Source organism: Alphaproteobacteria bacterium, assembly GCA_030739735.1.
Taxonomy (GTDB): Bacteria; Pseudomonadota; Alphaproteobacteria; order UBA7887; family UBA7887; genus UBA7887.
On the sequence record JASLYQ010000002.1, the window covers coordinates 154,089 to 179,341 of the forward strand.

26 protein-coding genes are annotated in these 25,253 nt (G+C 62.3%); 3 read left to right on the top strand and 23 right to left on the bottom strand.

Annotated features, from left to right (window positions below; genetic code table 11):
• Window positions 1-85: 85 nt before the first annotated feature.
• Window positions 86-1,402 carry a methylenetetrahydrofolate--tRNA-(uracil(54)-C(5))-methyltransferase (FADH(2)-oxidizing) TrmFO gene (trmFO, locus tag QF629_01960; GenBank protein ID MDP6012300.1) on the top strand — a complete coding sequence of 439 codons (1,317 nt, stop codon included), beginning with the start codon at window positions 86-88 and terminating at the stop codon, window positions 1,400-1,402.
• 53 nt (window positions 1,403-1,455) lie between these two features.
• On the opposite strand, the gene QF629_01965 is transcribed toward trmFO, so the two are convergent.
• The 4 genes from QF629_01965 to yajC are packed head-to-tail and all read right to left on the bottom strand — an operon-like array spanning window position 1,456 to window position 4,788.
• The gene (locus QF629_01965; protein MDP6012301.1) at window positions 1,456-1,833 is read right to left on the bottom strand and encodes an MTH938/NDUFAF3 family protein; all 378 of its coding nucleotides are present in this window, start codon (window positions 1,831-1,833) and stop codon (window positions 1,456-1,458) included.
• A gap of 4 nt (window positions 1,834-1,837) precedes the next feature.
• Window positions 1,838-2,827: a protein translocase subunit SecF gene (gene secF / locus QF629_01970; protein MDP6012302.1), complete on the bottom strand. Its 990-nt coding sequence runs from the start codon at window positions 2,825-2,827 to the stop codon at window positions 1,838-1,840.
• A 23-nt stretch (window positions 2,828-2,850) separates the two neighbouring features.
• Window positions 2,851-4,434 (bottom strand): protein translocase subunit SecD, encoded by a 1,584-nt coding sequence (secD, locus tag QF629_01975; protein MDP6012303.1) that lies wholly within the window; start codon window positions 4,432-4,434, stop codon window positions 2,851-2,853.
• A gap of 18 nt (window positions 4,435-4,452) precedes the next feature.
• Window positions 4,453-4,788 carry a preprotein translocase subunit YajC gene (gene yajC / locus QF629_01980; GenBank protein MDP6012304.1) on the bottom strand — a complete coding sequence of 112 codons (336 nt, stop codon included), beginning with the start codon at window positions 4,786-4,788 and terminating at the stop codon, window positions 4,453-4,455.
• A 142-nt stretch (window positions 4,789-4,930) separates the two neighbouring features.
• On the opposite strand from yajC, the gene QF629_01985 reads away from it, so the two are divergent.
• Window positions 4,931-5,791, top strand: a complete 861-nt coding sequence (locus tag QF629_01985; GenBank protein MDP6012305.1) for an ATP-binding protein — start codon at window positions 4,931-4,933, stop codon at window positions 5,789-5,791.
• Between the two features lie 2 nt (window positions 5,792-5,793).
• Here QF629_01985 and QF629_01990 read toward each other — a convergent pair whose 3' ends face one another.
• The 17 genes from QF629_01990 to QF629_02070 form a co-directional block, all read right to left on the bottom strand.
• The gene (locus QF629_01990) at window positions 5,794-6,762 is read right to left on the bottom strand and encodes a M23 family metallopeptidase (protein ID MDP6012306.1); all 969 of its coding nucleotides are present in this window, start codon (window positions 6,760-6,762) and stop codon (window positions 5,794-5,796) included.
• Window positions 6,762-7,418, bottom strand: coding sequence for a protein-L-isoaspartate(D-aspartate) O-methyltransferase (locus tag QF629_01995; GenBank protein ID MDP6012307.1), 657 nt, complete (start codon window positions 7,416-7,418; stop codon window positions 6,762-6,764). The genes QF629_01990 and QF629_01995 overlap by 1 nt, the downstream gene beginning before the upstream one ends.
• Complete coding sequence (gene surE / locus QF629_02000; GenBank protein MDP6012308.1) at window positions 7,415-8,170, bottom strand: 5'/3'-nucleotidase SurE; 756 nt, start codon at window positions 8,168-8,170, stop codon at window positions 7,415-7,417. Before surE ends, QF629_01995 begins: the two co-directional genes overlap by 4 nt.
• A gap of 14 nt (window positions 8,171-8,184) precedes the next feature.
• Window positions 8,185-9,459, bottom strand: coding sequence for a serine--tRNA ligase (serS, locus tag QF629_02005; GenBank protein ID MDP6012309.1), 1,275 nt, complete (start codon window positions 9,457-9,459; stop codon window positions 8,185-8,187).
• Window positions 9,460-9,461: 2 nt separating this feature from the next.
• The gene (gene tatC / locus QF629_02010) at window positions 9,462-10,364 is read right to left on the bottom strand and encodes a twin-arginine translocase subunit TatC (protein MDP6012310.1); all 903 of its coding nucleotides are present in this window, start codon (window positions 10,362-10,364) and stop codon (window positions 9,462-9,464) included.
• A gap of 3 nt (window positions 10,365-10,367) precedes the next feature.
• Window positions 10,368-11,000 carry a Sec-independent protein translocase protein TatB gene (tatB, locus tag QF629_02015; GenBank protein ID MDP6012311.1) on the bottom strand — a complete coding sequence of 211 codons (633 nt, stop codon included), beginning with the start codon at window positions 10,998-11,000 and terminating at the stop codon, window positions 10,368-10,370.
• Window positions 11,001-11,057: 57 nt separating this feature from the next.
• Window positions 11,058-11,309, bottom strand: coding sequence for a twin-arginine translocase TatA/TatE family subunit (gene tatA / locus QF629_02020; protein MDP6012312.1), 252 nt, complete (start codon window positions 11,307-11,309; stop codon window positions 11,058-11,060).
• 76 nt (window positions 11,310-11,385) lie between these two features.
• Window positions 11,386-12,426 (bottom strand): ABC transporter ATP-binding protein, encoded by a 1,041-nt coding sequence (locus QF629_02025; protein MDP6012313.1) that lies wholly within the window; start codon window positions 12,424-12,426, stop codon window positions 11,386-11,388.
• Window positions 12,423-14,093: an iron ABC transporter permease gene (locus QF629_02030; GenBank protein MDP6012314.1), complete on the bottom strand. Its 1,671-nt coding sequence runs from the start codon at window positions 14,091-14,093 to the stop codon at window positions 12,423-12,425. Before QF629_02030 ends, QF629_02025 begins: the two co-directional genes overlap by 4 nt.
• Window positions 14,094-14,123: 30 nt before the next feature.
• The gene (locus tag QF629_02035) at window positions 14,124-15,113 is read right to left on the bottom strand and encodes a Fe(3+) ABC transporter substrate-binding protein (protein ID MDP6012315.1); all 990 of its coding nucleotides are present in this window, start codon (window positions 15,111-15,113) and stop codon (window positions 14,124-14,126) included.
• 207 nt (window positions 15,114-15,320) lie between these two features.
• Window positions 15,321-15,971 (bottom strand): SMC-Scp complex subunit ScpB, encoded by a 651-nt coding sequence (gene scpB, locus QF629_02040; protein ID MDP6012316.1) that lies wholly within the window; start codon window positions 15,969-15,971, stop codon window positions 15,321-15,323.
• Complete coding sequence (locus QF629_02045) at window positions 15,968-16,744, bottom strand: ScpA family protein (GenBank protein MDP6012317.1); 777 nt, start codon at window positions 16,742-16,744, stop codon at window positions 15,968-15,970. The genes scpB and QF629_02045 overlap by 4 nt, the downstream gene beginning before the upstream one ends.
• Before the next feature lie 17 nt (window positions 16,745-16,761).
• Window positions 16,762-17,439, bottom strand: coding sequence for a site-2 protease family protein (locus tag QF629_02050; protein ID MDP6012318.1), 678 nt, complete (start codon window positions 17,437-17,439; stop codon window positions 16,762-16,764).
• On the bottom strand, window positions 17,436-18,452 hold the full coding sequence (gene nagZ, locus QF629_02055) for a beta-N-acetylhexosaminidase (GenBank protein ID MDP6012319.1): 1,017 nt from the start codon (window positions 18,450-18,452) through the stop codon (window positions 17,436-17,438). Before nagZ ends, QF629_02050 begins: the two co-directional genes overlap by 4 nt.
• Window positions 18,449-19,189 (bottom strand): SPOR domain-containing protein, encoded by a 741-nt coding sequence (locus QF629_02060; protein MDP6012320.1) that lies wholly within the window; start codon window positions 19,187-19,189, stop codon window positions 18,449-18,451. The genes nagZ and QF629_02060 overlap by 4 nt, the downstream gene beginning before the upstream one ends.
• Complete coding sequence (gene argS / locus QF629_02065) at window positions 19,190-20,911, bottom strand: arginine--tRNA ligase (GenBank protein ID MDP6012321.1); 1,722 nt, start codon at window positions 20,909-20,911, stop codon at window positions 19,190-19,192.
• Entirely contained in the window at window positions 20,911-22,074 is a 1,164-nt protein-coding gene (locus tag QF629_02070) for a deoxyguanosinetriphosphate triphosphohydrolase (GenBank protein ID MDP6012322.1), read from the bottom strand. Before QF629_02070 ends, argS begins: the two co-directional genes overlap by 1 nt.
• A 130-nt stretch (window positions 22,075-22,204) precedes the next feature.
• Between QF629_02070 and erpA the strand changes: the two genes are divergently transcribed.
• Complete coding sequence (gene erpA / locus QF629_02075; GenBank protein MDP6012323.1) at window positions 22,205-22,564, top strand: iron-sulfur cluster insertion protein ErpA; 360 nt, start codon at window positions 22,205-22,207, stop codon at window positions 22,562-22,564.
• 540 nt (window positions 22,565-23,104) lie between these two features.
• Here erpA and QF629_02080 read toward each other — a convergent pair.
• Window positions 23,105-24,259 carry a uroporphyrinogen decarboxylase family protein gene (locus QF629_02080; GenBank protein MDP6012324.1) on the bottom strand — a complete coding sequence of 385 codons (1,155 nt, stop codon included), beginning with the start codon at window positions 24,257-24,259 and terminating at the stop codon, window positions 23,105-23,107.
• A 50-nt stretch (window positions 24,260-24,309) separates the two neighbouring features.
• Entirely contained in the window at window positions 24,310-25,221 is a 912-nt protein-coding gene (locus QF629_02085) for an alpha/beta fold hydrolase (protein MDP6012325.1), read from the bottom strand.
• Window positions 25,222-25,253: the final 32 nt, after the last annotated feature.

Sequence of the window (25,253 nt, forward strand, 5' to 3'; positions counted from 1 at the left end):
TACAGCCGGGTGAGCCGGCACTGGAGTTCGATTTGCGGCTGGTGGCCTTGTCCCCAGTAAAAAAGCCATAATCGCGCCGGTACATGTGATTGGCGGCGGCCTGGCGGGAAGCGAAGCCGCATGGCAGCTGGCGCGCGCCAGCGTGCCCGTGATTCTGCACGAGATGCGCCCCGAGCGCGGCACTGATGCGCACCAAACGGGGCAGTTGGCGGAGCTCGTCTGCTCCAACTCGTTCCGCTCTGACGATGCGGAAGGCAATGCCGTCGGCCTACTGCATGCCGAGATGCGCCGCACGGACTCGCTGATTCTGATCTCGGCTGACGCGCACCAAGTGCCTGCCGGCGGTGCCCTAGCCGTCGACCGCGTCGGCTTCGCGACTGCGGTCGAGACAGCACTCGAGGACCACCCGCTGGTTACCATTGAGCGCCGCGAAATCACCGGCCTGCCGCCAGAGGATTGGGACTCGGTGATTGTCGCCACCGGACCGCTCACCTCGCCCGCCCTAGCAGATGCCGTCACGGCTCTGACCGGTGAGGACAAGCTCGCCTTTTTCGATGCCATCGCGCCGATCGTCCATCGCGAGAGTATCGACATGGAAAAGGCCTGGTTCCAGTCACGCTACGACAAGCCTGGGCCGGCGGGCGAGACCGCCGCATATCTCAATTGTCCGCTCGACCGCCAGCAATACGAGTCCTTCATCGACGCCCTCCTGGTCGGAGACAAAACCGAATTCCGTAGTTGGGAGAAGGACACGCCGTATTTCGAGGGTTGTCTGCCGATCGAAGTCATGGCGGAACGCGGCCGCGAGACCTTGCGATATGGGCCAATGAAGCCAGTCGGCCTGACCAATTCGCACGCGCCGGACAGCAAACCCCATGCGGTCGTGCAGCTGCGCCAAGACAACGCGCTAGGCACCCTGTTTAACATGGTCGGATTCCAAACCAAGCTGAAATATGGCGAGCAGGTGCGCATCTTCCGCACCGTCCCGGGTCTGGAGCAGGCGGAATTTGCGCGCCTTGGCGGGCTGCACCGCAACACCTTCCTCAACGGCTCGGTACTGCTGGACGGCCTACTGCGCCTCAAAGCGATGCCGCGCCTACGCTTTGCTGGCCAAGTGACGGGGGTCGAAGGTTATGTGGAAAGCGCGGCCATTGGTCTCCTTGCGGGTCGCTTCGCCGCGTCCGAGCGCTTAGGCAATGCCGTGCGCATCCCACCGCCCGAAACCGCCTTTGGCGCCTTGCTCGGCCACATCACCGGCGGTAGCGATAGCGAGACCTTTCAGCCCATGAACGTCAACTTCGGCTTGTTCCCCCCGCTGGAGCAGAAACTGCGGCGAAAAGAGCGCAAGAAGGCGCTCTCACAGCGTGCTTTGGCGGCTCTTGACCAGTGGTTGAATTTCTAATGTCAGATGCAAATCCGCCCTGTATCAACTAATGCAATTGGCGAAACTATCGCTCACTCCACCGCGATCAAGGCTGCTGCCGCGTGGCGTCCCTCCTGTAGCAACACATTGAAGGTGCGGCACGCGGCGCCGGTGTCCATGCCGTCAACACCGGTGCCCCGCGACGACAAGGCGGCGTGCAGGTCACCAGACAATAGTCTGACATCTGTCCCGCAGCCGATCAGCAACAGCTCAACCGCACCGGCATCGTCGAGCACTTGCAGCAGGGACACTTGGGCCGCCTCATTGAGTACCTCTACAGGCCAGGGCACAACCTGATCGGCAAAGACGATCTGCGAACCTTCATGGCGTTCGCCAGCGATACGGAAGCCGCCACCGCCATAACCATTGATGACGGGAGAGCCCGGTACCAGGCGCGGCGAGATGTCCACCGGCTCAACCGTCCGCTGGCGGCACTTCCTGGGGCTGATGCGGCGCGCTGACGACGCGCGCGCGGCGGCCGAGGCTTTCGAGCCCAAACTGGATCAACAACGGCGCGGCAATGAAGATCGAGGAATAGGTGCCAATCAGCACACCCCAGATCATGGCAAAGCAGAAGTCGCGGATCACCGGCCCACCAAACACCCACAGGGCGAGCAGCGCCAACAGCGTCGTGATCGAAGTCATCAAGGTCCGCGATAGCGTATCGTTGATGGAGCGGCTGAGGAGGTCGATAAGCTCCATCTTTTTGTACTTGCGCAGATTCTCGCGCACCCGATCGTAGACCACTACAGTATCGTTCATCGAATAGCCGACGATGAGCAGAATCGCCGCCACAGTAGCCAGGTTGAACTCGAGCTGGGTGACCGCGAACAAGCCGATGGTCGCCATCACGTCGTGGGCCAGCGCCGCCACGGCGCCGATGGAGAATTGCCACTCGAAGCGAAACCAGATGTAGACCAGCATGGCCAGCAGGGCGAAGACTACAGCTTGCACGCCCGCCGTCTTGAGCTCGGCACCAACGGTCGGGCCCACTGCTTCGGTACGGCGATAGTCGAGGGTCTCACCGTAATAGCTGGCCAGCGTACCCTTGATGCGGACGATCGCCTCCTGCTGCGCCGCATCGCCGCCCGGCTGGCGCTCCACGCGGATGAGCACGTTCTTGCCAGACTCTTCCTCTGACTCGGCGATATCCTCGATCAACTGAATCCGGACTTCCCCCAAGTCCAGGCTCGAGAAATGGTCGCGAAATGCCGCCACATCGGCTTTTTCCTGAGTGCCAATATCAAGCACGATGCCACCCCGGAAATCGATACCATAATTAAGACCGAAGACAAAGTAGCACAGCACCGAGGCGACCATGAGAACTGCAGAAAAAGCGAAGCCACCCTTGCGCCAGGACATGAAGGGATAGGCGGGCTTCTCTGGAATGAATGGCAATCGCATTGCTGATCTTCCTCCTCGCGCACTCAGACCGGGAGCGCACTGGGACGCTTGCGGTGTAGCCAGAGCACGATCAGCATACGCGTGATCATGGTGGCGGTGAACACCGAGCTAAAAATACCGATGGCAAGCGTCACGGCAAAACCCCGCACCGGCCCGGTGCCGAACTGGAACAGCAGGACGGCGGCGATCAGCGTCGTCACATTGGCATCGATGATAGTCCGCAGCGCCTGGCGAAAGCCTGTCTCCACGGCCGAGAACGGCGTTCGCCCGTTGCGCACCTCCTCGCGTATTCGCTCGAAGATGAGCACGTTGGCGTCGACCGCCATGCCCATCGTCAGCACGATGCCAGCAATGCCGGGCAGGGTCAAAGTAGCCTGCAATACCGATAGTACCGCAACGATCAAGGCCATGTTGATGGTTAGCGCCACGGTCGAAGCGATGCCAAACAGGTTGTAGGAGAAGATCATGTAGGCGACGACCAGTGCCAGACCGATTAAGCTGGCGATCTTGCCAGCCGCCACCGAGTCGGCGCCGAGGCTAGGGCCGACGGTGCGCTCTTCGATATAGGTCAGCCGCGCCGGCATGGCGCCGGCCCGTAAGACCAGTGACAAGTCTTCGGCCTCCTTGACGGAAAACCTGCCTGTGATCTGTCCGTTACCGCCCGGAATGGGCTCGTTGACCACGGGCGCGCTGACTACCGAGCCATCGAGTACAAAGGCGAAGCGTTTACCGACATTCTCGGTCGTCAGCTTGCCGAAACGGCGCGCGCCAGTGCTGTCAAAGCGGATCGCCACTGCGGGTCGGCCGTACTGGTCTACCGTAGCACGGGCCAGGGTAAGATTATCGCCTGTTACCTCGACGCGCTTGCGTACCAGGATCGGCCGCCCTTGCCCCTCCACGTTGCGATCGGGCTCGTAGAGCAGATCGCAGGCCGCCGGGACACGGCCGCGCAGCGCGTCATTGATCGAGGCATCTTCGCAGACCATGCGGATATCGAGTACGCCCGGCTCGCCGAGAATCTCCTTTAGGCGCTCGGCATCCTCGATGCCTGGCACCTGGATCAATATTCGGTCGTCACCCTGGCGCTGGATGTTGGGCTCGGTCGTGCCGAGCGCATCGATACGGCGGCGGACAATCTCGATCGACTGCTCGATCGCATTGCGCTGGCGCTCCAGGACGGAATTCGGAGTCAGAGAAAGTCGGACCACGCCTGCGGCGTCGATATCGACAACTAGGTCTTCAACAATCTCGCTCAACAGGATTTTTGCACGTTCGCTATCGGCAATGTCGCGCAGGGTCAGGCCGGCTTCAGAGCCATTGCGGCCCAGGCCGGTATAGTTGATGCGCTCGCCGCCGCTGCGAAGCTTCAGTCTCGCTTCGTCGACGATGCCATCCATTACCTTGAACAGCACCTCTTCAAGCTCCACCCTCGCCAACAAGTGCGCACCGCCTTGGAGATCAAGGCCCAAATGAATCTGCTTACTCGGCAGCCAGCCGGGCAAACCGTCGGTGGTTCCTTTTGACATGAAGTTCGGTACCGCATAGAGCACGCCGAGCAGCGAGACCACGCAGACCAGCGCAATCTTCCAGGGCTCAAAACGCAACATGGGCGGCCTTAACTCCGGCTATTCGTCGTTGTCGGCGCGTGGCTGCGGCTTGCTCACCATGTCGGTGATGGTGTGCCGCTGGGCCTTGACACGAACGTTGGGGGCGATCTCCAGAACCAAGGTGCGGTCGTCCTCGACCTTGGTCACAGTGGCATGCAGGCCGCCACCAGTGATGACTTTATCGCCGCGCTTGAGTTCACCCACCATGTGTTTGTGTTCTTTGAGCTTTTTCTGTTGCGGGCGGATCAAAAGGAAATAGAAAACGACGAAGATTAGGACCAGCGGCAGCAACTGAAACATTGCGCCGCCACCCCCTGCGGCCGCATCCTGCGCATAGGCGGCAGAAATCAACATCGTAGGGCCTTTCGCTTGTTCGCATCGCCCGCCGACGGCGGGTTGCGGGACTATAACCATCGCCGGCCGCAATGCAACACACGCCCGTGGCGCCACGGGCGCCATACCAGTATGGTGCGCCCCTTCCAAGCACGAGAGACAGATGACGACCGACCAAGACCTCCACCGCCAACTCGATCGCATCGCCGAGGCGCTCGACCGCCTGGCACCGCCGGCCGCCACCGCCAATGACCTTGAGATGGCGGACGCCTTCGTCTGGCAAGCCGAGCACGGTTGCCTGTTGCCTGTATCCAAAGTGAACCGGGTGCCGCTATCGCTGCTGCACGGCATCGACCGGGTAAGCGACATATTGCTGGACAACACGCGCCGCTTCGCCGATGGCCTACCCGCCAACAACGCCCTCCTCTGGGGTGCGCGCGGCATGGGCAAAAGCTCGCTGGTGAAAGCCGTTCACGCGGAGCTATGCGGAGATGACCATCGTTTGGCCTTGGTCGAGATCCACCGCGAGGACATCCCCAGCCTGCCCCACCTGCTGGAGATCCTACGCACTTCGTTCCGCCGCTTCGTATTGTTTTGCGACGACCTCTCCTTCGACCACGATGACACCTCGTACAAGTCGCTCAAGGCAGTGCTCGAAGGGGGCATCGAAGGTCGGCCGCAGAACGTAGTGTTTTATGCTACCTCAAACCGCCGCCACCTGATGCCGAGGGACATGATCGAGAACGAACGCTCAACCGCCATCAGCCCATCCGAAGCCGTCGACGAGAAGGTCTCGCTGTCAGACCGCTTCGGCCTCTGGCTCGGCTTCCATAATTGCGACCAGGACATCTATTTCGCCATGGTAGAAGGCTACGCTGCGGCCTACGGTCTCGATGTCGACCGCGAGACCCTGCGCGCCGAAGCCAAGGAATGGGCGGTTACACGCGGCGCCCGCTCTGGCCGAGTCGCCTGGCAATACATCCAAGACCTGGCAGGCCGGCTGGGCAAGACGCTAGACAACTGAAACTATTCCCTGGCGAGATGCTTTTGCGGGTCGACCGCCTCCGCGCCGCGGCGTAACTCGAAATGGCTTTGGGGGCGGGTGACGTTACCGGACTGGCCGACCTCGGCGATAACCTGGCCGCGCGAGACTGTGGCGCCACGACCTACCAGTAGCCGCCCATTGTGGGCATAGGCCGATGTCCAGTCCTCGGCGTGTCGCACCAGCAGCAGATTGCCGTAGCCGCGCAACTCGTTGCCGGCATAGACCACGACCCCGTTCTCGGCCGCGCGCACCGGCGTGCCGGCAGGTGCTGCAATATTGACGCCATCATTCTGGTGACCGCTCGACTGCTTGCCATAGGCAGCAAGCAATGGCCCCTCGAGTGGCCAGAGGAAGCGTGCACCAGTGCGTGCCGGCGGCTCGGGCGGCGGCCCGGGCGTCGGCGGTGGGATCGCCGTTGCCACCAGGACGGCCTGGGCCGTCTGCGCCGGTGCCGGCGGAACGGGTACAGCGGCTGCGGTCACGACCTGACCCCGCTCGGGGCATTCCGGCGCCCGGGTCGGTGGCGGCACGCGCAGGCGCTGGCCCAGCGAGATCACATAAGGCGGTGCGATGCCGTTGAGCCGGCTCAGCACGGTCATATCAACCCCGGTGCAACGCGAAATTCGGTAGAGGGTATCCCCCTCGACGACGCGGTACTCGGGCAGGCTCGGCACCAGCAGCACCTGTCCTGGCTTGAGCGTATACGGCGGCGCCAGCCTATTGACCTCGATCAGGCTACGGATGGCAACGTCCTGGCGCCGAGCGATGGCATAAAGCGTGTCGCCGTCACCGACCATTACCGAGTGCGACACGGCATTTCTCGTCTGCCCGCCCTCGACCACAACGACCGTGGCCGCGCCCTGTTCCTCGGGCGGGACGGGAGCCGGTGCAGGCCAGGGCCGCAGGCAGGCCGATAGCGCAAGATAGACGAGGCAAACGGCTACACGCATCAGTCGTCCTCCGCCACACCGGAAACCAACGGTACGAAACGCACCGCGAAAAGTTTATCGCGATGATAGCCGTCGCCATCGCGCTTGATGCGGACCAACGTCTGGACCTCGTCAGCACCGCCGAGGGGCAGCACCATGATGCCATCAACGGCGAGTTGATCGAGTAGGGCCGGCAGCGGTTCCGGCGCCGCAGCGGTGACAATGATGCGGTCGAACGGCGCCTGCTCCGGCCAGCCCAACGAACCATCGCCAAGCTTGCCCGCAATGTTGTTGAGATCAAGCTCGCGAAAGCGCGCCTCGGCCTGGCGCAGCAGGAGCCGGTAGCGCTCGATGGTATAGATGCGCCGGCAGAGCCGCGACAGCACCGTCGCCTGGTAGCCGCTGCCGGTGCCTACCTCCAGCACTTTCATGCGATCGCCGAGCTGCAGCGCGATGGTCATCCAGGCGACGACCGTCGGCTGGCTGATGGTCTGGCCGCACTCGATGGGCAGGGCGCTGTCGTCATAGGCGTGGGCAGCCAGACTATCGGAGACGAACCTTTCGCGTGGTATCGACTCGATGACGGCGAGCACCTTCGTGTTGGTGATTCCGGCCTGGCGCAAATCCAGCACCAAGCGTGCCTTGCGGGTTTTGTGATCGAGGGTGGCGGCGTTCACGGGGCCAGTGCCGCCCCAAGTGCCACGCATGTCTCATGGTGGGAGAGATCGAGATGCAGCGGCGTCACCGAGATGCGCCCGTCATAGATGGCCGAAAGGTCCGAGCCTTCCAGCGTTGGCTCCTCGACACGCGCGGAATCGATCCAGTAATAGGGTCGCCCGCGCGGATCCCTACGGCAGTCGAGCTTGGAGCCAGGCTTGCGCCGGCCCTGGCGAGTGACAGAGACACCCTTGACCTGGTCCGCCGGCACGTTGGGAAAATTGACGTTGAGAAAAACATTTGCCGGCCAACCGATCTCGACCAGCGCGCGGAGCAGATCCGGCGCATGGCGCTCTGCGGTCGACCAGCGGGTACGGTGTACGTTGTCGCTATGCTGGCTCAGTGCGATCGAGGGAATACCGAGCAGCGTGCCCTCCATAGCCGCCGCGACGGTGCCGGAATAGGTGATATCCTCACCTAGATTACCGCCGCGATTGATGCCCGAGAGCACGAGATCGGGTCGACGGTCGGAGATCAGCTCGAGCACGCCCATCAGCACGCTGTCAGTCGGCGTGCCGTTGACCGCGAAGCGGCGCTCGCTGAGCTGGCGCACGCGCACCGGCTGTGACAGGGTCAGCGAATGTCCGGCGCCGCTATTATCGCTTTCCGGCGCCACCACCCAGACATCGTCTGTGATCTCAGCGACGATATGCTCCAGGCGCTCGATGCCCGGCGCGCCGATACCATCGTCATTGGAGATCAGCACCCGCATGCGCACCATGTCGCTCATTGCGGCCTGATCACGTCAATGCCGCCCATATAGGGTTTTAGCACGTCAGGCACGCTGATACTTCCGTCGGCGTTCTGATAGGTCTCCATGACTGCAACAAGCGTGCGCCCGACCGCCAGCCCCGAGCCATTGAGGGTATGCACGAAACGGGTGCCCTTAGCGTTAGCCGGGCGATACCGCGCATTCATCCGGCGAGCCTGAAAGTCACCGCAGTTCGAGCAGCTGGAGATTTCGCGATAGGTGTCCTGGCCGGGCAGCCAGACCTCGAGATCGTAGGTCCAGCACGCACCGAAGCCCATATCGCGGGCCGATAGCAACATGACACGATAGGCGAGGCCGAGACGCTTGAGCACCTCCTCGGCGCAGGACGTCATGCGCTCGAGTTCGGCGTCTGAGCCCTCAGGCGTAGTGATCGAGACCAGCTCGACCTTGTCGAACTGGTGCAAACGGATCATGCCACGGGTATCCTTGCCCGCAGCACCCGCCTCGGCGCGGAAGCAGGGCGTATGCGCCGTCACGCGCAGGGGCAGCGCCGACGCCTCGAGCATCTGCTCACGTACGAGATTGGTCAGCGGCACCTCGGCGGTCGGGATCAGCCAATGGTCGTCGCCGGCAGGAAACAGGTCTTCGGCGAACTTCGGCAGCTGGCCGGTGCCGAACATGGCGGCGTCTTGCACCAGGTAGGGTGGGCGCACCTCGGTATAGTCGTGCTCGGTGGTCTGCAAATCAAGCATGAAAGCTGCAAGCGCCCGCTCCAGGCGCGCCAACGGCCCGGACAAAACAACAAAGCGGGCGCCTGACATGCGTGCGGCATCGTCGAAGCGCATCTGGCCCATAGCCTCGCCAAGCTGGAAATGCTGGCGGGGTTCGAAATCGAAGGCCTTCGGCTCGCCGACCTTGCGCACCTCTAAATTGGCGCTCTCGTCGGGACCGTCGGGCACGTCGTCCGCCGGAATATTGGGCAACGTCGCCAACGCCTCATAAAGCTTCGCTTCGAGCGCCTTGGCCGCCTCCTCGCCCTCCTGCAACCTAGTCTTGAGCGCCGCCACCTCAGCAATCAAGCTTGATGCGTCCTCGCCCTTGGCCTTGGCCGCACCAATCGCCTTGGAACGGGCATTGCGCTCCGTCTGCACAGCCTGCGCCCCGGCGATGGCGGCCCGGCGCTCGCTGTCGATGGCCAACAACTCGGGCGACTGTGGCCCCAGCCCGCGCCGCGCCATGCCCGTATCGAACGCCTCAGGATTATCGCGTATCGCCTTGATATCGAACATATTTAGCGGCCCGAATTGAAGTCCGTTTCGTCATCGATGTCATCCGCTACACTGCTGGCTGCTGCGTCCTCCGTGGTCGCGGGCACGTCAGAGGCGGTATATTCAGCCTCTTCTTCCGCTTCACGCTGGGCGCGCTTGCGCTCGGCCATCTTGGCCAGCCAAATCGAGATCTCGTAGAGGATGAGGATCGGCACGCCGAGGCCGATCTGGCTGATCAGGTCCGGCGGCGTCAGGATGGCGGCACCCATAAAGGCGATGACCGCAGCGTATTTACGCCGCTCAGCAAGCCCTTTGGAAGTCACCAGCCCTGCCCGAGCCATCAGGGTCAGCACGACCGGCAGCTGGAAGGCAAAGCCGAACGCGAACATCAACTTCAGAACCAGCGACAGGTATTCGTTGACCTTCGCCTCAAGCTGGATAGCGATACCGCCATCATCGGCGCCAGTCTGATAGCTGAGGAAGAAGCGCCAAGCGAGCGGGAAGATAAAGGAGTAAACCAGCGTCGCCCCGAGGGCGAACAGCACCGGTGTCGCAATCATGAACGGCAAGAAGGCCCGGCGTTCGTTCTTGTAGAGGCCGGGAGCGACGAACTTCCAGAACTGGTTGGCGACGATCGGGAAAGCCAAGAACAAGGCCGAGTAAAAAGCAAGCTTGAGGTAGGTGAAGAAGGCCTCATGCAAGGCCGTGTAGATCATGCGAGGATTCTCGACCCCGAGGTCGTGATAGATCGTCACCAAGGGCCTAACGAGAAAGGCGTATAGCTCCTCGGCGACCAGGAAACAGGCGATGAAGGCGATGAACAGGGCCACCACCGACCACATGAGGCGGTCACGCAGCTCGATCAGGTGATCGACTAGCGGCGCTTTGGATTCTTCGATTTTGGCGTCTCGGGAGGTATCGACCACAGATCAGGCGCCGGTGCTCTCGGGCTTGGGCTCCGTCGCATCGGCCTGTGCCGCGGTTTCAGCTTGCGCCGCCGCCTCCGCAGCCTTTGCCTTATTAAGCGCTTCGGCCGCCGCCACCGCACCTGCGGCGAGCGACGCAGGCGCGCGGGGCGGCTCGGGATCGGGATCGGGCTCGGGATCGGGTTCCGGTTTCTCGACGGCGTGCTCCGGCGCGGGCTCGACCGCTTCACCCACCTGTGTCTCGATGGCCACAGGTGCGTCTTCCTCTGCCACCTCGGCCGCGACCTCGGCCTCAAGTTCTGCCTCTTCCTTCGGCGGCGTGCCACCGAAGGAGAATTTCTTGTTGAGCGCGCTCATATCGGTTGCCTCGGCAATCTTGCCGTCAGGATCGACCGACTCGGTAACCGTTTTCTTCAGGTCGAAGTTACCGGCATTATCTAGCTGCTTCTTGACCTCGGCGAGCTCCGTTTCGCGCACCGCATCATCGATCGAGTCCTGAAATTCGCGCGCGATGGCGCGCACCTTGCCCGCATAGCGGCCGATTGTGTGTAGCATTTTGGGCAAATCCTTGGGCCCGATGACGAGCAACGCCACCACCGCCACGATCAGCATCTCGCTCCAGCCGATATCCAGCATCTCACCGCGCCTATTGCCGAGGTCTACACCGGCGACCCTGCCGCCGAACTAGAGCGATCAGGTCTTGGCGGGCTCGTCCGTCGGGACTTCTGTCTGGGTCGCTGGAGCGGGCTCGGTCGCCGCATGCTCGACCTCCTTCGCCTCCGGCTGTGCCTCGGCCACTGCCTCGTTCTCGTCGTCCTTAAGGCCGGACTTGAAACTCTTCACGCCCTTGGCGATGTCACCCATCACCCGCGGCAGCTTGCCGGCACCAAACAGGATCATGACGATCACCAGGATCAACGCTATCTGCCAAATACCTATGCTCATTCGTTCATCTCCCATGGCGGCGCTGCCGCCGTGTCACCCCGGCTGGCTTCGGTATGCCGCAACTCAGGCCGAATACTTAACTATCAGCGGCGGGAAATACAAACACCATGGCCGAATTTACCATAATGAAAACATCCGCGCCGACGCTCGGCAGTTCGTGCCATGGTACCCTTGCACGCGCCGCGCCACCATCACCTATCGCAAGCTCGACGCGGGCCGAGCGCCCCAGACTGTGCACTGCGTGCACACGCGCCACAATGCCGTCAGCGCCGTCAAAGGTCAGCGCTTCGGGCCGGATCAAGACAGCCGCCATCTCCCCGTCCTGCATCCCAGTGGCGGTAAAGCGCCCGAGCGCGGTGTCGACATGGTCACCCTGCACCATCACCTCGTAACGATTTACATCACCCAGGAATGCAGCGCAAAAGGCATCCACGGGCTCCCGATACAGCACGTCGGGCGGACCTTCCTGGACGATGAGGCCATCGCGCATAAGCGCCACCCGATCGGCCAGCAGCATGGCTTCTTCGGGGTCGTGGGTAACCATCAGAGTCGGGGTGCCGCTTTCGTGTAACACTGCGGCGCTGGTCTCGCGCACCCGGTCGCGTAGCACCACGTCAAGACCCGAAAAGGGCTCGTCCAGCAGCATGACTTTGGGCTTGGGCGCCAGGGCACGGGCCAGGGCCACGCGCTGCTGCTCACCACCGGACAGCCGATGGGGATAGCTTGACGCCAGTTCGGCGACGCCAAGGCGCTCAAGCAAAGCCCTGGCCGTGGCCAGCCTTTCCTGGCGCGGCAGCTCGGTCAAACCAAAAGCCACGTTGTCGAGCACGCTGAGATGGGGAAACAGCGCAAAATCTTGGAACATCAGGCCGACGGAGCGCTGTTCCGGTGAGAGCCCGCCTTGCGGCGTCGCTACGATCTGCTCATCGATATCGATACGGCCCGCCTGTAGCGGCTCCAACCCAGCAGCAAGGCGCAGCACCGTGGATTTACCGCAACCCGAAGGCCCAAGCAGCGCTACCAGTTCGCCTTTACCAACCGCGAGGGAGACGTCGCGCACCGCCTCGATGCGGCCGTAAGCATGTCGCAGCGACTCAAGGACAAGGCCGCCGCTCACGGCAGGGCCGGCGCCTGCGATCCCGGGCGCGCCCGGCCCACCGCGCGACCCAGTATGAGCACGGGCACAAGGCCGACGGCAACGATGGCGAGCGCGGCCGAGGCCGAATCCGCCAAGCGCTCATCGGCGGCCAGTTCATATGCACGCACCGCCAGGGTATCAAAATTGAACGGTCGCATGATCAAGGTTGCCGGTAGCTCCTTCATTACATCGACGAAAACCAACAGCCCCCCGGTGATCAGCCCGGCACGCACCACGGGCACGTGCACCCGCCACAACACCCGGCCTGGCGTACAGCCAAGCGTGCGTGCGGCACCATCCATCGCCGGCGACACCTTGGTCAGGCCCGCCTCAACGGCGCGCAAGGCCACCGCTAAGAAGCGCACGATATAGGCGAAAACGAGCGCCGCAAGCCCCCCAGTCAACAAAAGTCCAGTTGATACTCCGAAGGTATCGCGGGCAAAATCGTCGATGCCGGTATCGAGCGCAGCGAAAGGCACCAGCACGCCGACAGCAATCACTGAGCCCGGTACGGCATAGCCCAATGAGGCAACCCGCGCCGCCGCACGGCCGAGCAGCCCAGCGCCGAGACGCACGGCGTAGGCCAGTATCAAAGCTACGGCGACGGCCAGAACCGCTGTCAGCGCGGCCAGACGAAAGCTATTCCAGGCAAGCCCCGCAAAATGCGTATCGACCATTTCCCGCCAGGTCTCGATGGTCCAGATCCCGAGCTGCAGTGCGGGAAACAGAAAGGCGAGCGCCAACGGCAGCAAGCAGGCGAGAGTTGCCAGCCACATGCGTGTGCCGCGCAGATTATAGCTTGGCAGCGGCCGGTAGCGACCCGAAGTATGATGATAGCGCGCGCCACCGCGCGAGGCCTGCTCGAGGATGAGTAGAAGCGCGACGAACAGCAACAATACCGCGGAAAGCTGAGCCGCCGCACCGGCATCGCCGAGCCCGAACCAAGTGCGGTAGATACCGGTCGTGAAGGTATCGACGCCGTAATACTGGACGGTGCCAAAGTCGCTCAGCGCCTCCATCAGCGCCAGCGAGACACCACCAGCAAGCGCCGGGCGCGCAAGCGGCAGCCCGATGGCGAAGAAGCTGGCCCAGGGCCCGCGCCCCAGGGTGCGGCCAATTTCGAGCGCACAGACAGACTGGTTGAGGAAGCTCGCCCGAGCCAACAGGTAGACATAGGGGTAGAGCACCAGCGACATCACGGCGATGGCTCCGCCCAGCGAGCGAATCTCCGGGAACCAATAGTCGTGCCGGGTCCAGCCGAAAGCCTCGCGTAGGGCGCTTTGCAGCGGGCCGGCAAAATCGAGCATGCCAGCGTAGGTGAAGGCGATGGCGTAGGTCGGCACGGCCAAAGGCAGCAGCAGCGCCCATTCCAGCACGCCGCGCCCAGGAAAGCGGCACATGACGCAAAGCCAAGCCGTGCCCGTGCCGAGTACCAGCGTGCCGAAACCAACGCCAAAGCCGAGCCAGACCGTATTGCCGACATAGCGCCACAGCACCGTGTCCACAAGGTGGCCCCAGACCTCGCCGGACGGCGCAAACAGCTGCACCGCGATGGTGAGGACCGGCACCGCGATCACGGTGGCGATCAGCGGCGGCGCCAAGCGCCAGAGCCAGGATACGCCGGTCAAGGCAGCGCCGTGACCCATCAAACAGCTCCCATCTGACCCTGAAGTGTTCTAGGGCCAGCCGGCGCGGTCGGCGAGGCGGATGGCGGCGCCGTTGAGTTCACCGAAACGGGCAAGGCCGCTAGTATCAGCCTTAAAATCGCCCCAGGCCTGCACGACCTTGGAGGCCGGCACCGACACGTCCACCGGAAACTCGTGATTCAACTCGGCGAACATCTGTTGACCAGCCGGCGAGGCCAGAAACTCGAGCAGACGCAAGGCCGGAGCCGCGTTCGGCGCATGGGCGGTCACGCCCGCGCCACTGACATTGACATGGGCGCCACGGCCGTCTTGGTTGGGGAAAAAAATGCGCGTGGCATCGGCGATCGCCCGCTTGTCCGGGTCATCGGAAGCGACAAGGCGCCCGTAATAGTAGGTGTTGGCGATCGCGACATCGCCCTCGCCCGCCGCAACACCGCGGATCTGATCTGTGTCACCACCCTTCGGCCGACGCGCCATATTGGCCACTAGGCTGCGCGCCCAGGCCTCGGTTTGCTCTTCGCCATGCGCGGCAATCAGGGAGGCGATAAGCGATTGGTTGTAGACATTGCTCGAAGAGCGCACCAGGACCCGATCCGACCATTCGCCATCAGCCAGCGCCTCATAGGTCGAGAGTGACTCCCGCGAAACCCGGTCCAGCGCGTAAACGATGACGCGGGCGCGCAAGCTGAGGCCGTACCAGGTGCCGTCGGGATCGCGATAAGCCGCAGGCACCGCCGCCCGTAGCACCTCCGAGTCGACGGTAGCGAGCACGCCGGCCGTCTTGGCCCGATACAGGTTGCCGACATCAGCAGTGACGAACAAGTCGGCGGGACTGTTGCGCCCTTCGCTGACGAGCCGCTCATGGAGCTGCGACGCATTTCCGGTGACCAAGTTTACAGTGATACCGGTGTCCGCCGTAAAGCGGTCGAGCAACGGCTTGATCAAGGCTTCCTTGCGCGCCGAATAAACATTCACCTCAGCCGTGAAGCCATCAACCGGCACAAGCGTGGCCGCAGCCATGGTAAGCCCGATCCATCCAAGCCGATTACTCAGAGAGTTGCTAATGCGCATTCAAATTTTACCCAGAACCTCGATTATTTTTCGTTCAAGAACGATCTGTCTTTTAATTGAGAATGCGTGTTGTTCTCATTACACTTGTTCAGAATACTGCTTGCTGCGGAAAAACACAAACACATGGATTTATCGGCAACGTCGCCGCAGGCGGCGTCACTCTTCGGAAAGTGCCTCAACGGGCTCGTCTGCCTCCACCTCATCATCTTCCACGTGCTCCCCACCGGAAACGATGGTGCCTAGCAGAAGACCGGCAGGCACAGCGCGGGCGTCGAGCAGGCCGGCAGCCCGCAGTTCCTCGACGCCCGGCAGATCATCGAGCGCCGCCAGACCGAAATGGTCGAGAAAGGATGCGGTGGTGACCCAGGTAGCCGGGCGGCCCGGCGTACGTCGGCGGCCGCGGGGCTGCACCCAGCCCTGCTCGAAGAGGATATCGAGCGTGCCCTTGCTGACAGCGACGCCGCGGATCTCCTCGATCTCGGCCCGGGTTGCCGGTTGGTGGTAGGCGATGATCGCCAGGGTTTCAAGCGCTGCGCGGGACAGGCGCCGCTGCACCTTCTTCTCCCGCCGGAGCACCGCCCCAAGATCAGGCGCAGTGCGCAGGGCCCAACCGTGGCTGACCTGCACCAGATTGATGCCGCGCTCGGCATAGTCCTCGGCCAGGGCCGCGAGACACGCCTTGACATCGGTACCTTCGGGCAGATGCGCCGCCAGGTCGTCCTCACTGAGCGGCGCTCGGCCGGCGAACAGCAACGCCTCTATTACCCGAATCTGCTCGGCTTCCACCGCGTCGCGGTTGGCGCTCAAGGCCTCGTCTCCTTGTTACGAATATAGATCGGCGCAAAGGCCTGGGCCTGGCGCAGGCGCAGCTTACCTTCCTTGCAAAGCTCCAGCGTGGCTACAAAGGTCGCAGCCAAAGACGAGCGCGCCAACAGCGGATCGCCGATATCTGCAGGTAGGAAGCGGGCGAGCGTAGTCCAATCCAAGGCAATACCCAGCATGCCCGACAGCCGCTGTACGGCGTCGCTCAGGCTCATCAGACGGCCCTGCTCCACCGGCAAGATCGCCATCGCACCCTGCCGCTGGCGATGGCTAGCATAGGCACGCAGGAGATCATGCAGATCGATGGCATAGACGGGCTTGGCAACGACTTCGATGCCGTCCGGCTGGCCACGTGCGAAGACATCACGGCCCAACAAATCACGCGCCATGAGCTTTGCAGCAGCCTCCCGCATCGCTTCAAGGCGGCGCAGTTGAAAGGCGAGAGCATCGGCCATCTCCTCACCACTCGGCTCATCCTCACCGCCCTCAGTGGGCAGCAAAAGGCGGGACTTGAGATAGGCTAGCCATGCCGCCATGACGAGATAGTCGGCCGCCAATTCCAGCCGCTGTCGCCGCGCCTGGCGCACATAGTCGAGATACTGGTCGGCAAGCTGCAAGATCGAGATGCGGGTCAGGTCGACCTTCTGGTCGCGGGCCAGCCCGAGCAGCACGTCGATCGGCCCCTCGAAGCCGTCGAGGTCCAGCACAAGCTGGGCCGGCGCACCGCCTGCTACGTCGTCCTCGAAATCGTCCGCCATGGTTGCCGTTGTATTCGTCACAGTCCCGTCACCATGCCAATCGCTGTCAGCACCAGCATAACCGGTTTCCAAACCAACCACGCCATCACGTTGACATCCTGGCCGAGTTTGCTTCCGAGCCAAGGCAGGAGCAGCAGTAGGCCGACAAGAATAAATAACCCGTAGCGCTCGAGACGCGCAAACGGCCGTGCGAGTACGCGCGGCAGCAGGCCGACCGCCACTCGGCCGCCGTCAAGCGGTGGAATCGGCAACATATTGAACACCGCTAACACCACATTGATGATCATCGCATTGGACAGATTCGCGATCAGCCACGACGCGCCATCGCCACCAAAAGCTAGCAAAGCTCGAAGCAGAATCGCCGACAACAAAGCCAGCGCTATGTTGATTCCCGGCCCGGCGAGTGCCACCAACTCCATGTCGCGGCGCGGCTTTCTAAGCGCCCGAAAATTAACCGGCACAGGACGCGCATAGCCGAACAAGAACGGTGCCGACGAGAGGAACAATAACAGTGGCAAGATCACGGTGCCAAAGGGATCGACGTGCCTGAGAGGATTAAAGCTGACCCGGCCGCGATGATAAGCTGTGTGATCGCCGAGCTTCCACGCCACCCAGCCGTGGGCGGCCTCGTGCAGGGTTACCGCGAGCACCACGGGCAGTGCCCAGGTCGACACGGTGTAGAGCACATCGCTCATGACAAGGGCGCTTGCAGGAGTTGAGCAATATGGCTGTCGGCGACAGCCACGTCGAAGGCCTGCGGCGATCGCTTAGCAGCAAGGGCTGTGGCAAACCGTGCCTCACCCGCATCGTCGAGACGGGGTAGGTCTGCGGCGATCGCCTGCATCTCGTCGAGCTCGCCGCTGCAATGGAGCACCACGTCGCAGCCGGCGGCCAGGGCTGCGGCACCACGCTCCGCCATCGGTCCCGACAACGCTCCCATGCCTATATCGTCCGACAAGAGCAGGCCGTCGAAGCCGATACTGCCGCGAATCACCTGCCCGATCACGCTCGGTGACAGCGTCGCCGGCCGGGCCCTGTCGATGTCGGTGTAGATTACGTGTGCGGTCATCGCCAGAGGCATACCGGCCAAGTCACGGAAGGGCACGAAGTCCGTTCTCTCCAGCTCTGCCACCGGCGTCGTCACGACGGGCAACGCATGATGACTGTCAGCGCCCGCCCGCCCGTGGCCAGGGATATGTTTGATCACCGGCAGAACACCGCCCGCTAGCAGGCCGCCGCAAGCCGCCCGGCCAAGCATGGCGACAAGTTTCGCCGTATCGCCATATGCACGATCGCCGATGACGGCATCGGCTTCGGGTGATGGCACGTCAAGCACCGGCAGGCAATCCACGTCGATGCCGAGCGCCAGCAGCTCATCGGCAAGCAGCCGCGAATTCAGCGCCGCCGCCTCGGCCGCCACAAAGCGGTCGAGCTTTGCCAGTTCGCCAAAGCGCGCCGCAGCGGGTGCCTCGCGCCAGTGCGGCGGGCGCAGCCGCGCCACGCGCCCGCCCTCCTGGTCAATCAGCACCGGCGCTTCGCGACCGACGCTCTCGCGCAGGGCGGCGACAAGTGTACGAACTTGCCCTGGCTCATCGATATTGCGCGCAAACAAGACGAAGCCGACCGGGTCACTAGCCTCAAATAAGTGCCGCTCGGCGTCGCCGAGCGTCATACCAGCACAGCCAAATATCGCCGCGCCGTGGCTCACGGCGCCACCACAAAGCAGTCCACTCCAGCAGCCTTGAGCTGATTGCAGAGGCTGGCCGCGCTTTCACGGCTCAGCAGCGGCCCGACATGCAGGCGATAAAAGGTGCCACGACCGTCGTCGAGATCGGCCGAAACAACGAAGTGGCGGATCGGCGCCAGCAACGCCGAGGCCTTGGCGGACGCTGAGCGCCAACCTGCCGCGGCTTCCTCGGCACTGCGAAAGGCACCAAGCTGAATGCGGAAGCCGGCGTTGGGATCGTCGGGTATCTCGGTCGCGGGCGCCAGAACCGTCTCGACGGGATCAACTATCTCCGGGACCGGCGGCACAACCGCCAACTCAGGCGATGCCCCGACCGGCGGAGCTGGTAGCGGTGCAAGCGCCGGCGGCGGCACATCCGGGACCGGCGTGATCCGCGGTTCCGGTGGCGTCGGGCGCGGCAGCGGTTCTTCCGGCAACGGCAGCAGGCGCTCCACTACGGTCTCGACCGAACCGTCCTCGAAGGCTTCGTAGATCAGCTTTTCGCGATGGGGAACATCCATGCCGCCGGGATCTTCCGGGCGCCGGCGGATCGGCCCGGCTTCAGCCCTCAGCAACGGCACTTCGGCTACGATCGTCGCCTCCTGCGCGGCCTTATAAGCGCGCAACATCACCAGCGATAGCAGACCGAGCGCGAGCATGAAAAGCAGCAGCGCAATACGTCGCGGTCTGCGGCCGGGGACATCGACGCCGGCATTCATTCAGCGCATCTCCTCAAGTGGTGTGATACCCATGACACCTAGGCCCGAGGCGATCACCAGCTTGACCCCGGCGAGCAAATCGAGCCGTGCCCGCGACAGAGCAGGGTCGTCATCGATGAGAAAACGCATCTTCGGCTCGTCATTGCCACGGTTCCACAGGGCATGGAAGGCAGCCGCCAGATCATAGAGGTAAAAGGCTAGGCGATGAGGCTCATGCGCCTGGGCAGCCGCCTCCAACAGACGTGGCCAGCCGGCCAGGTTGCGGATAAGTGCTATTTCGTCGGGATGCGAGACCAGGGCAAGGTTCGCCGCGCCAGCATCCAGGCCTGCCTCGGCGGCATTCCGCTGCACGGAGCATATACGCGCGTGGGCATACTGGACGTAGAAGACCGGGTTGTCGCGCGACTTCTCGGTCACCTTGGCAAAGTCGAAGTCGAGCGCCGCGTCATTGCGCCGGGTAAGCATGATGAAGCGGACAACATCCTTACCAACGGCATCGACCACATCGCGTAACGTGACGAAGGTGCCAGCGCGTTTTGACATCTTCACCGGCTCGCCACCGTCGAGCAAATTCACCATCTGACAGATCTTGACGTCAAGATTGGCCCGCCCTTCGCTCACTGCGTTCACGGCTGCGGCGACACGCTTGACGTAACCGCCATGGTCCGCGCCCCAGACGTCGATCATGTCCTCGTAGCCGCGCGCCAGCTTGTCGAGGTGATAGGCGATGTCAGTTGCAAAATAGGTCCACTCGCCATTAGCCTTGCGCAAGGGCCGGTCGACGTCATCGCTAAAATCGGTAGCCTTAAAGAGAGTCTGGGGTCGCGCTTCCCAATCCTCATCCGGCTGCTTACCCTTGGGCGGCTGCAGCACGCCGATATAGAGCAGACCGCGCCTGTCCAGAACCTCCAGAACCTGGTCGACGCGCCCGGCCGCGACCAGCGCCCGCTCTGAGGAAAAGCGGTCCATGTGAATGCCGAGCGCGGCAAGGTCGTCCTGGATCTCGGAGATCATGGCCGTCAGTGCGACTTCACGGCAAACACCGAGCCAATCCTCCTCGGTCGCGTCGCGCCAGCGCTCGCCATCGCGAACGGCAAGCGCCTCACCCACCGGAATCAGGTACTCACCCGGATAGAAGCCCGAGGGAATCTTGCCGATATCCACACCCAGCGCCTCGCGGTAGCGCAAATAGGTCGAACGCGCTAGCACCTCGACTTGGGCACCCGCGTCATTGAGATAATATTCTCGGGTCACGTCGTAGCCGACATGGGCGAGCAGCGAAGCCAGGGCATCGCCGAATACAGCACCACGACTGTGGCCCACGTGCAGCGGCCCTGTCGGGTTAGCCGAGACATATTCGACATTGACCAGCCGGCCATTTCCGATATCGCTACGCCCGTAATCGGAACCGGCCGCAAGCGCCTCCACCAGCGCATCGTGCCAAGCACCGTCGGCTAGGCGCAGATTGAGAAACCCCGACCCGGCAATATCCACCGCCGCGACGCCCTCGACATGGCCCAGATGCGCTGCGAGCGCCTCTGCCAATTCGCGTGACTTCATCCCCGCCTGCTTGGCCAGCACCAGAGCCGCGTTGGTGGCTATATCGCCATGGCTAGCATCGCGCGGCACCTCTACGCTGACGGCGCTAGTATCCAATCCTGCCGACAATACTGCCGTTAGGGCATCATCCACATGGCCACGAAACGTCTTGAAGATATCCATCAGGTCAGGACCGTGACATCGAAGAGGCGGGTATGCTCAGCAAGCGCATAACGGTCTGTCATACCAGCAATATAGTCGCAGACCACGCGAGCGGTAGGCGGCGTTCCAGGTTCAACAACGCCCTGCTGCCAGTCGCCCGGCAAGCATTCGGGCTCGGCCAGGAACAAAGCAAAGAGATCTTCGACCACCCGGCGCGCTTTACTGGCCATGCGGTTAACGCGAAAATGGCGGTACATGTTGGCGAACAGGAAGCGCCTGAGTTCGTCGGTGCACGTGCTCATTTCGTCGGAAAAGCCTATCAGCGGCACGCCCAGCCCGCGAACCGCTGCCGCGGTGTCTGGCGCATGCGCCGCGATGCGCCGACGGCTCTCAACAATAACATCCTCGACCATGGCCGCTATCAGGCGGCGCACCGATTCGTGGATCAGACGCTGGCGCTCGATGCCAGGATAGCGGGCCGCTACCTCAGCAAAGATCGGTCCCGCTAGGCCCGTATCAGCAAGCGCCTCCGTACCAAACAGGTCGGCCCGCAAGGCATCGTCGACATCGTGGTTGTTGTACGCGATATCGTCAGCCAGCGCCGCCACCTGAGCTTCCGGCCCGGGCCAGGTTGCTACCTCCAAGTCATGCCCGCGCAGGTAATTCGCCACCGTCTCGGGCAGTGTCTCCGGCGCTATGGGTCCGTTGTGCTTGACCACACCTTCCAATGTCTCCCAGGTCAGATTGAGGCCGTCAAAACCCGCATAGCGTCCTTCCAGCCGGGTCACGATACGTAGCGCCTGAGCGTTATGGTCGAAACCGCCGAAAGGGGCCATCGCCGCATTTAGTGCATCCTCTCCGGCATGGCCGAAAGGGGTGTGGCCAAGATCGTGAGCCAAGGCAAGCGCCTCGGCCAGATCCTCGTTTAGCGCCAGCACTCGGCTGATGGACCGGGCGATTTGCGCCACCTCCAAACTGTGCGTCAGGCGGCTTCTGTAATGGTCGCCCTCATGATGGACAAACACCTGTGTCTTGTGCTCAAGCCGACGAAAGGCCGCACAATGGACGATGCGGTCACGGTCACGCTGAAAAGGGGTGCGGGAGGCGCTTTCCGGCTCGTCATAAAGGCGGCCACGGCTACCTTCCGGCCGGGTGGCGAACGGCGCCAGCGAATGTACGATCATGGTGGTCAACCTAGCCCTGCGCTGAAAGCTGATCAACGTTGCTGTATGGGCCGATTGACAATGCCCAGCAGGTACCCAAAATACCCTTAGAGACAAGCGCAACGACGCTGCTGATGTGGATGGAGAGCCTATGTTGGAGATGAAGGTGGAATCCGCGGCCGATTTCGGACTCACGATGACCGCCGCGGCGGCCGATCAAGTCAAGCAGGTGATCGCCGCCCAGAAGACGCGCTGTTTTCTGCGCATCGCGGTCGTCGGTGGTGGCTGTTCCGGCTTCCAATACGCCTTCTCCATCGACGACACGGAAGCAGAGGACGACCTGGAAGTGCGCCGGGACAACGCCGTGATTATGGTCGACGAGACATCGCTCAACCTGCTGCAGGGCTCCGAGATCGATTTTCACAGCGGCCTCGAAAGCTCGATGTTCACGGTCTCAAATCCAAACGCGACCTCGTCCTGCGGCTGCGGCACCTCATTTGCGATGGGCTGACGCACAGTGACAACAGCGGCCAATGAGGCGGACAGATTGCTTCATTTTGCGAAGCGCCGCAAAGATAGAGAACACCCTCAGATATCCCACTAGCTGTAACAAACGGCGGTTTCACACTGAAAGTTACAAACGTGCTCCAAGGCGACGAACTACTCGCCGTACCTCTTGACACGATGTCTGATCAGGATGGCTATCAGACCACCTTAGGCGAGATGTGAAGTGAGCATCAGTAGATAACGAATTCAATAGATCGTGTAGCATTTTCTCAGATTCTTGGCACGCTGGGCTTTTCCAGCCAAACCTGAAGGACTAGATCAACAAGACGCCCATGGCAGCCACGCGCGAAAGCAAGGACAACATCACTGACCTGCCCCGCTTAACTTGATCCAGTTTGTAAGTTAGGCTCTAGACACATAATCAATAGCATATCGCAGAAACGAGACAAACGGCGGTGAGACGTTGCTAGGGGGCGCTATCGCTTTCAGCATCATCGCCTCCATCACTGGTCACTATTTTAACCGATTACGACAATCTCGTCTCTCAGTGATAGCGGTGGTTGACGCCAGCCTCGAACATGGCGACCACGTTTCCCGGCGGCACCTCGGCCTGAATGTTATGTACGCTGTTGAGCACGTAGCCGCCACCCTTACCCAGAATGTCGATCACGCGCCGGGTCTCTGCCGCGACCTCCTCGGCCGTACCGAAAGGCAGAATACGCTGGGTGTTGATACCACCCCAGAAGCAGATGCGGTCACCGAACTCTTCCTTGAGGCGCTCGGGCTCCATGTTGCGAGCCGTCACTTGCACCGGATTGAGCGCATCGACCCCGATGTCGATCAGGTGCGGGATGAAATGATAGGCCGAACCGCAACAATGGAAGCAAACCTTGGCGCGCCCGCCGGTCAGGCCCTTGACCGTCTCCACCATGCGGCGGTGGCGCGGCTTGAGATACGTGGCATAGATGTTCTCGGGATCGAACATGCAGCCTTCCTGGGTGCCGAGATCCTCGCCGAAATAGACGATATCCACATTCTTGGGGCCAGCCGCCGCGACCATGGTTTCGGCCGTGTCACACCAGAAATCACAGAGCTTGTCCATCAGACGCTCCAGCGCCTCCGGGGCCTTGTAGAGATCCTTCAGATAGGCCTCGAAACCGCGCATGGCATAGCCGCGGTGGATCACACCGCCAGGCAGATAGAGGCATATGGCGTGATCACCCCGACTCTGGATCTGCTGTACCCGCTCTGCGACGCCCTCGCCCAACCCCGGATTGCTGCCGTCTGGCCAATTGCATTCCTCGACCCGCTCCACGGTCAGCTGGCCGCCATAGAACGGGCCATCTCGGTGCAGAAAGTGCTGGTCAACATCTTTTTCGGTGCGCTTCCACAGCACGCCGAACATATCGACGTAGTTATTGTCGTCGATCCAATGATCGACACCGCCGCGATAGGCACCGGGCTGGATGTTGCGGGTATCCACGCCGAAACGCTCAAGGATGGATTCCGTGGGATGGGCCACCGAATGGATGATCGACATCGGCTCCGTCGGCTCAGTAATGCCCAGATGCGTCTTCAGGCGCTCATACGCCGACAGCGTGATGGTAGTGAACTCGGCCCCACCGAAATCAATCGGCACCCGATCAGGTTGCTCATGGTCGAGCGCAGCCAATATGCGATCACGATGCGTCCACGTCATGCTACAAATCTCCACATCTTAGAGCGTGTCTCCAGCGCCCTGAATTTGCGTTAACTAACCTGCATGAACTGCTCAATCAAAGCAACCAGCACAGCCGGCGCGTCCTCCTGGCAGTAATGCCCGACCCCGGGAAGCCGCACCACGGGCGCCTCCGGAAACAGTGCCTCAAAATCCGCTATGCCATAGTCGGGCACTATGGCCTGGTCCGCCATGCCGTAGGCGAGCATGGCGGGCTTGGCACGTAACGCCATTATGTCTCCCTGCTTGAGACATTGGGTGACAAACGGGCGCGCCTTGCCGAGCACGACATCCAAGGGAAAGGCGATGGCGCCGGCACAGGAGGTACGGTCCGGAAACGGTGTCGCGTAGGCGCGCAGCCAGTCGTCCGTGACCACGGCGCTGTTCTGAAAGCCGGGAATCTTCATCACGGAGAGCACCGTGCTGCCGAGCTCGCCGAGAATGCCGTCTAGGGTGCCTTGCTCGTGATGCTTCGTGATCCAGGCAAACCACGGTGACAGGCGCTCCGGCTGCACGCCGCCATAGCCAAGCAGGGTATTCATCAGTACCAGGCGTTTGACGCGCTGCGGATTGCGCAGGGTGTAGGCGCCCGTCATCGGCCCGCCCCAGTCCTGGCCAACAAAGGTGATGTCATCAGTCCCGAGATATTCAATTAGGTTTTCCAGATTCTCCACATGGGTCTGCAGGGTGTAGACGCGATCAGGTGGCGTTTCGCTCTTGCCGAAACCCATATGGTCCGGCACAATCACGCGGTAGCGCTCCGACAGCTTGGGGATAAAGTTGCGATACAGATAGCCCCATGTTGGTTCGCCATGCAGGAAAATTATCACCTCGCCACCACGCGGTCCCTCATCAACATAATGCTGGCGAAACCCGTGGCCATCGAAGACATGCGGCGCGAAGGGGAACGTTCCGTTAAAAGTCTCAGTATCGGGGATCGTCATGCGGCTCTCCAAGGTGGCAAATGTAGCAACGC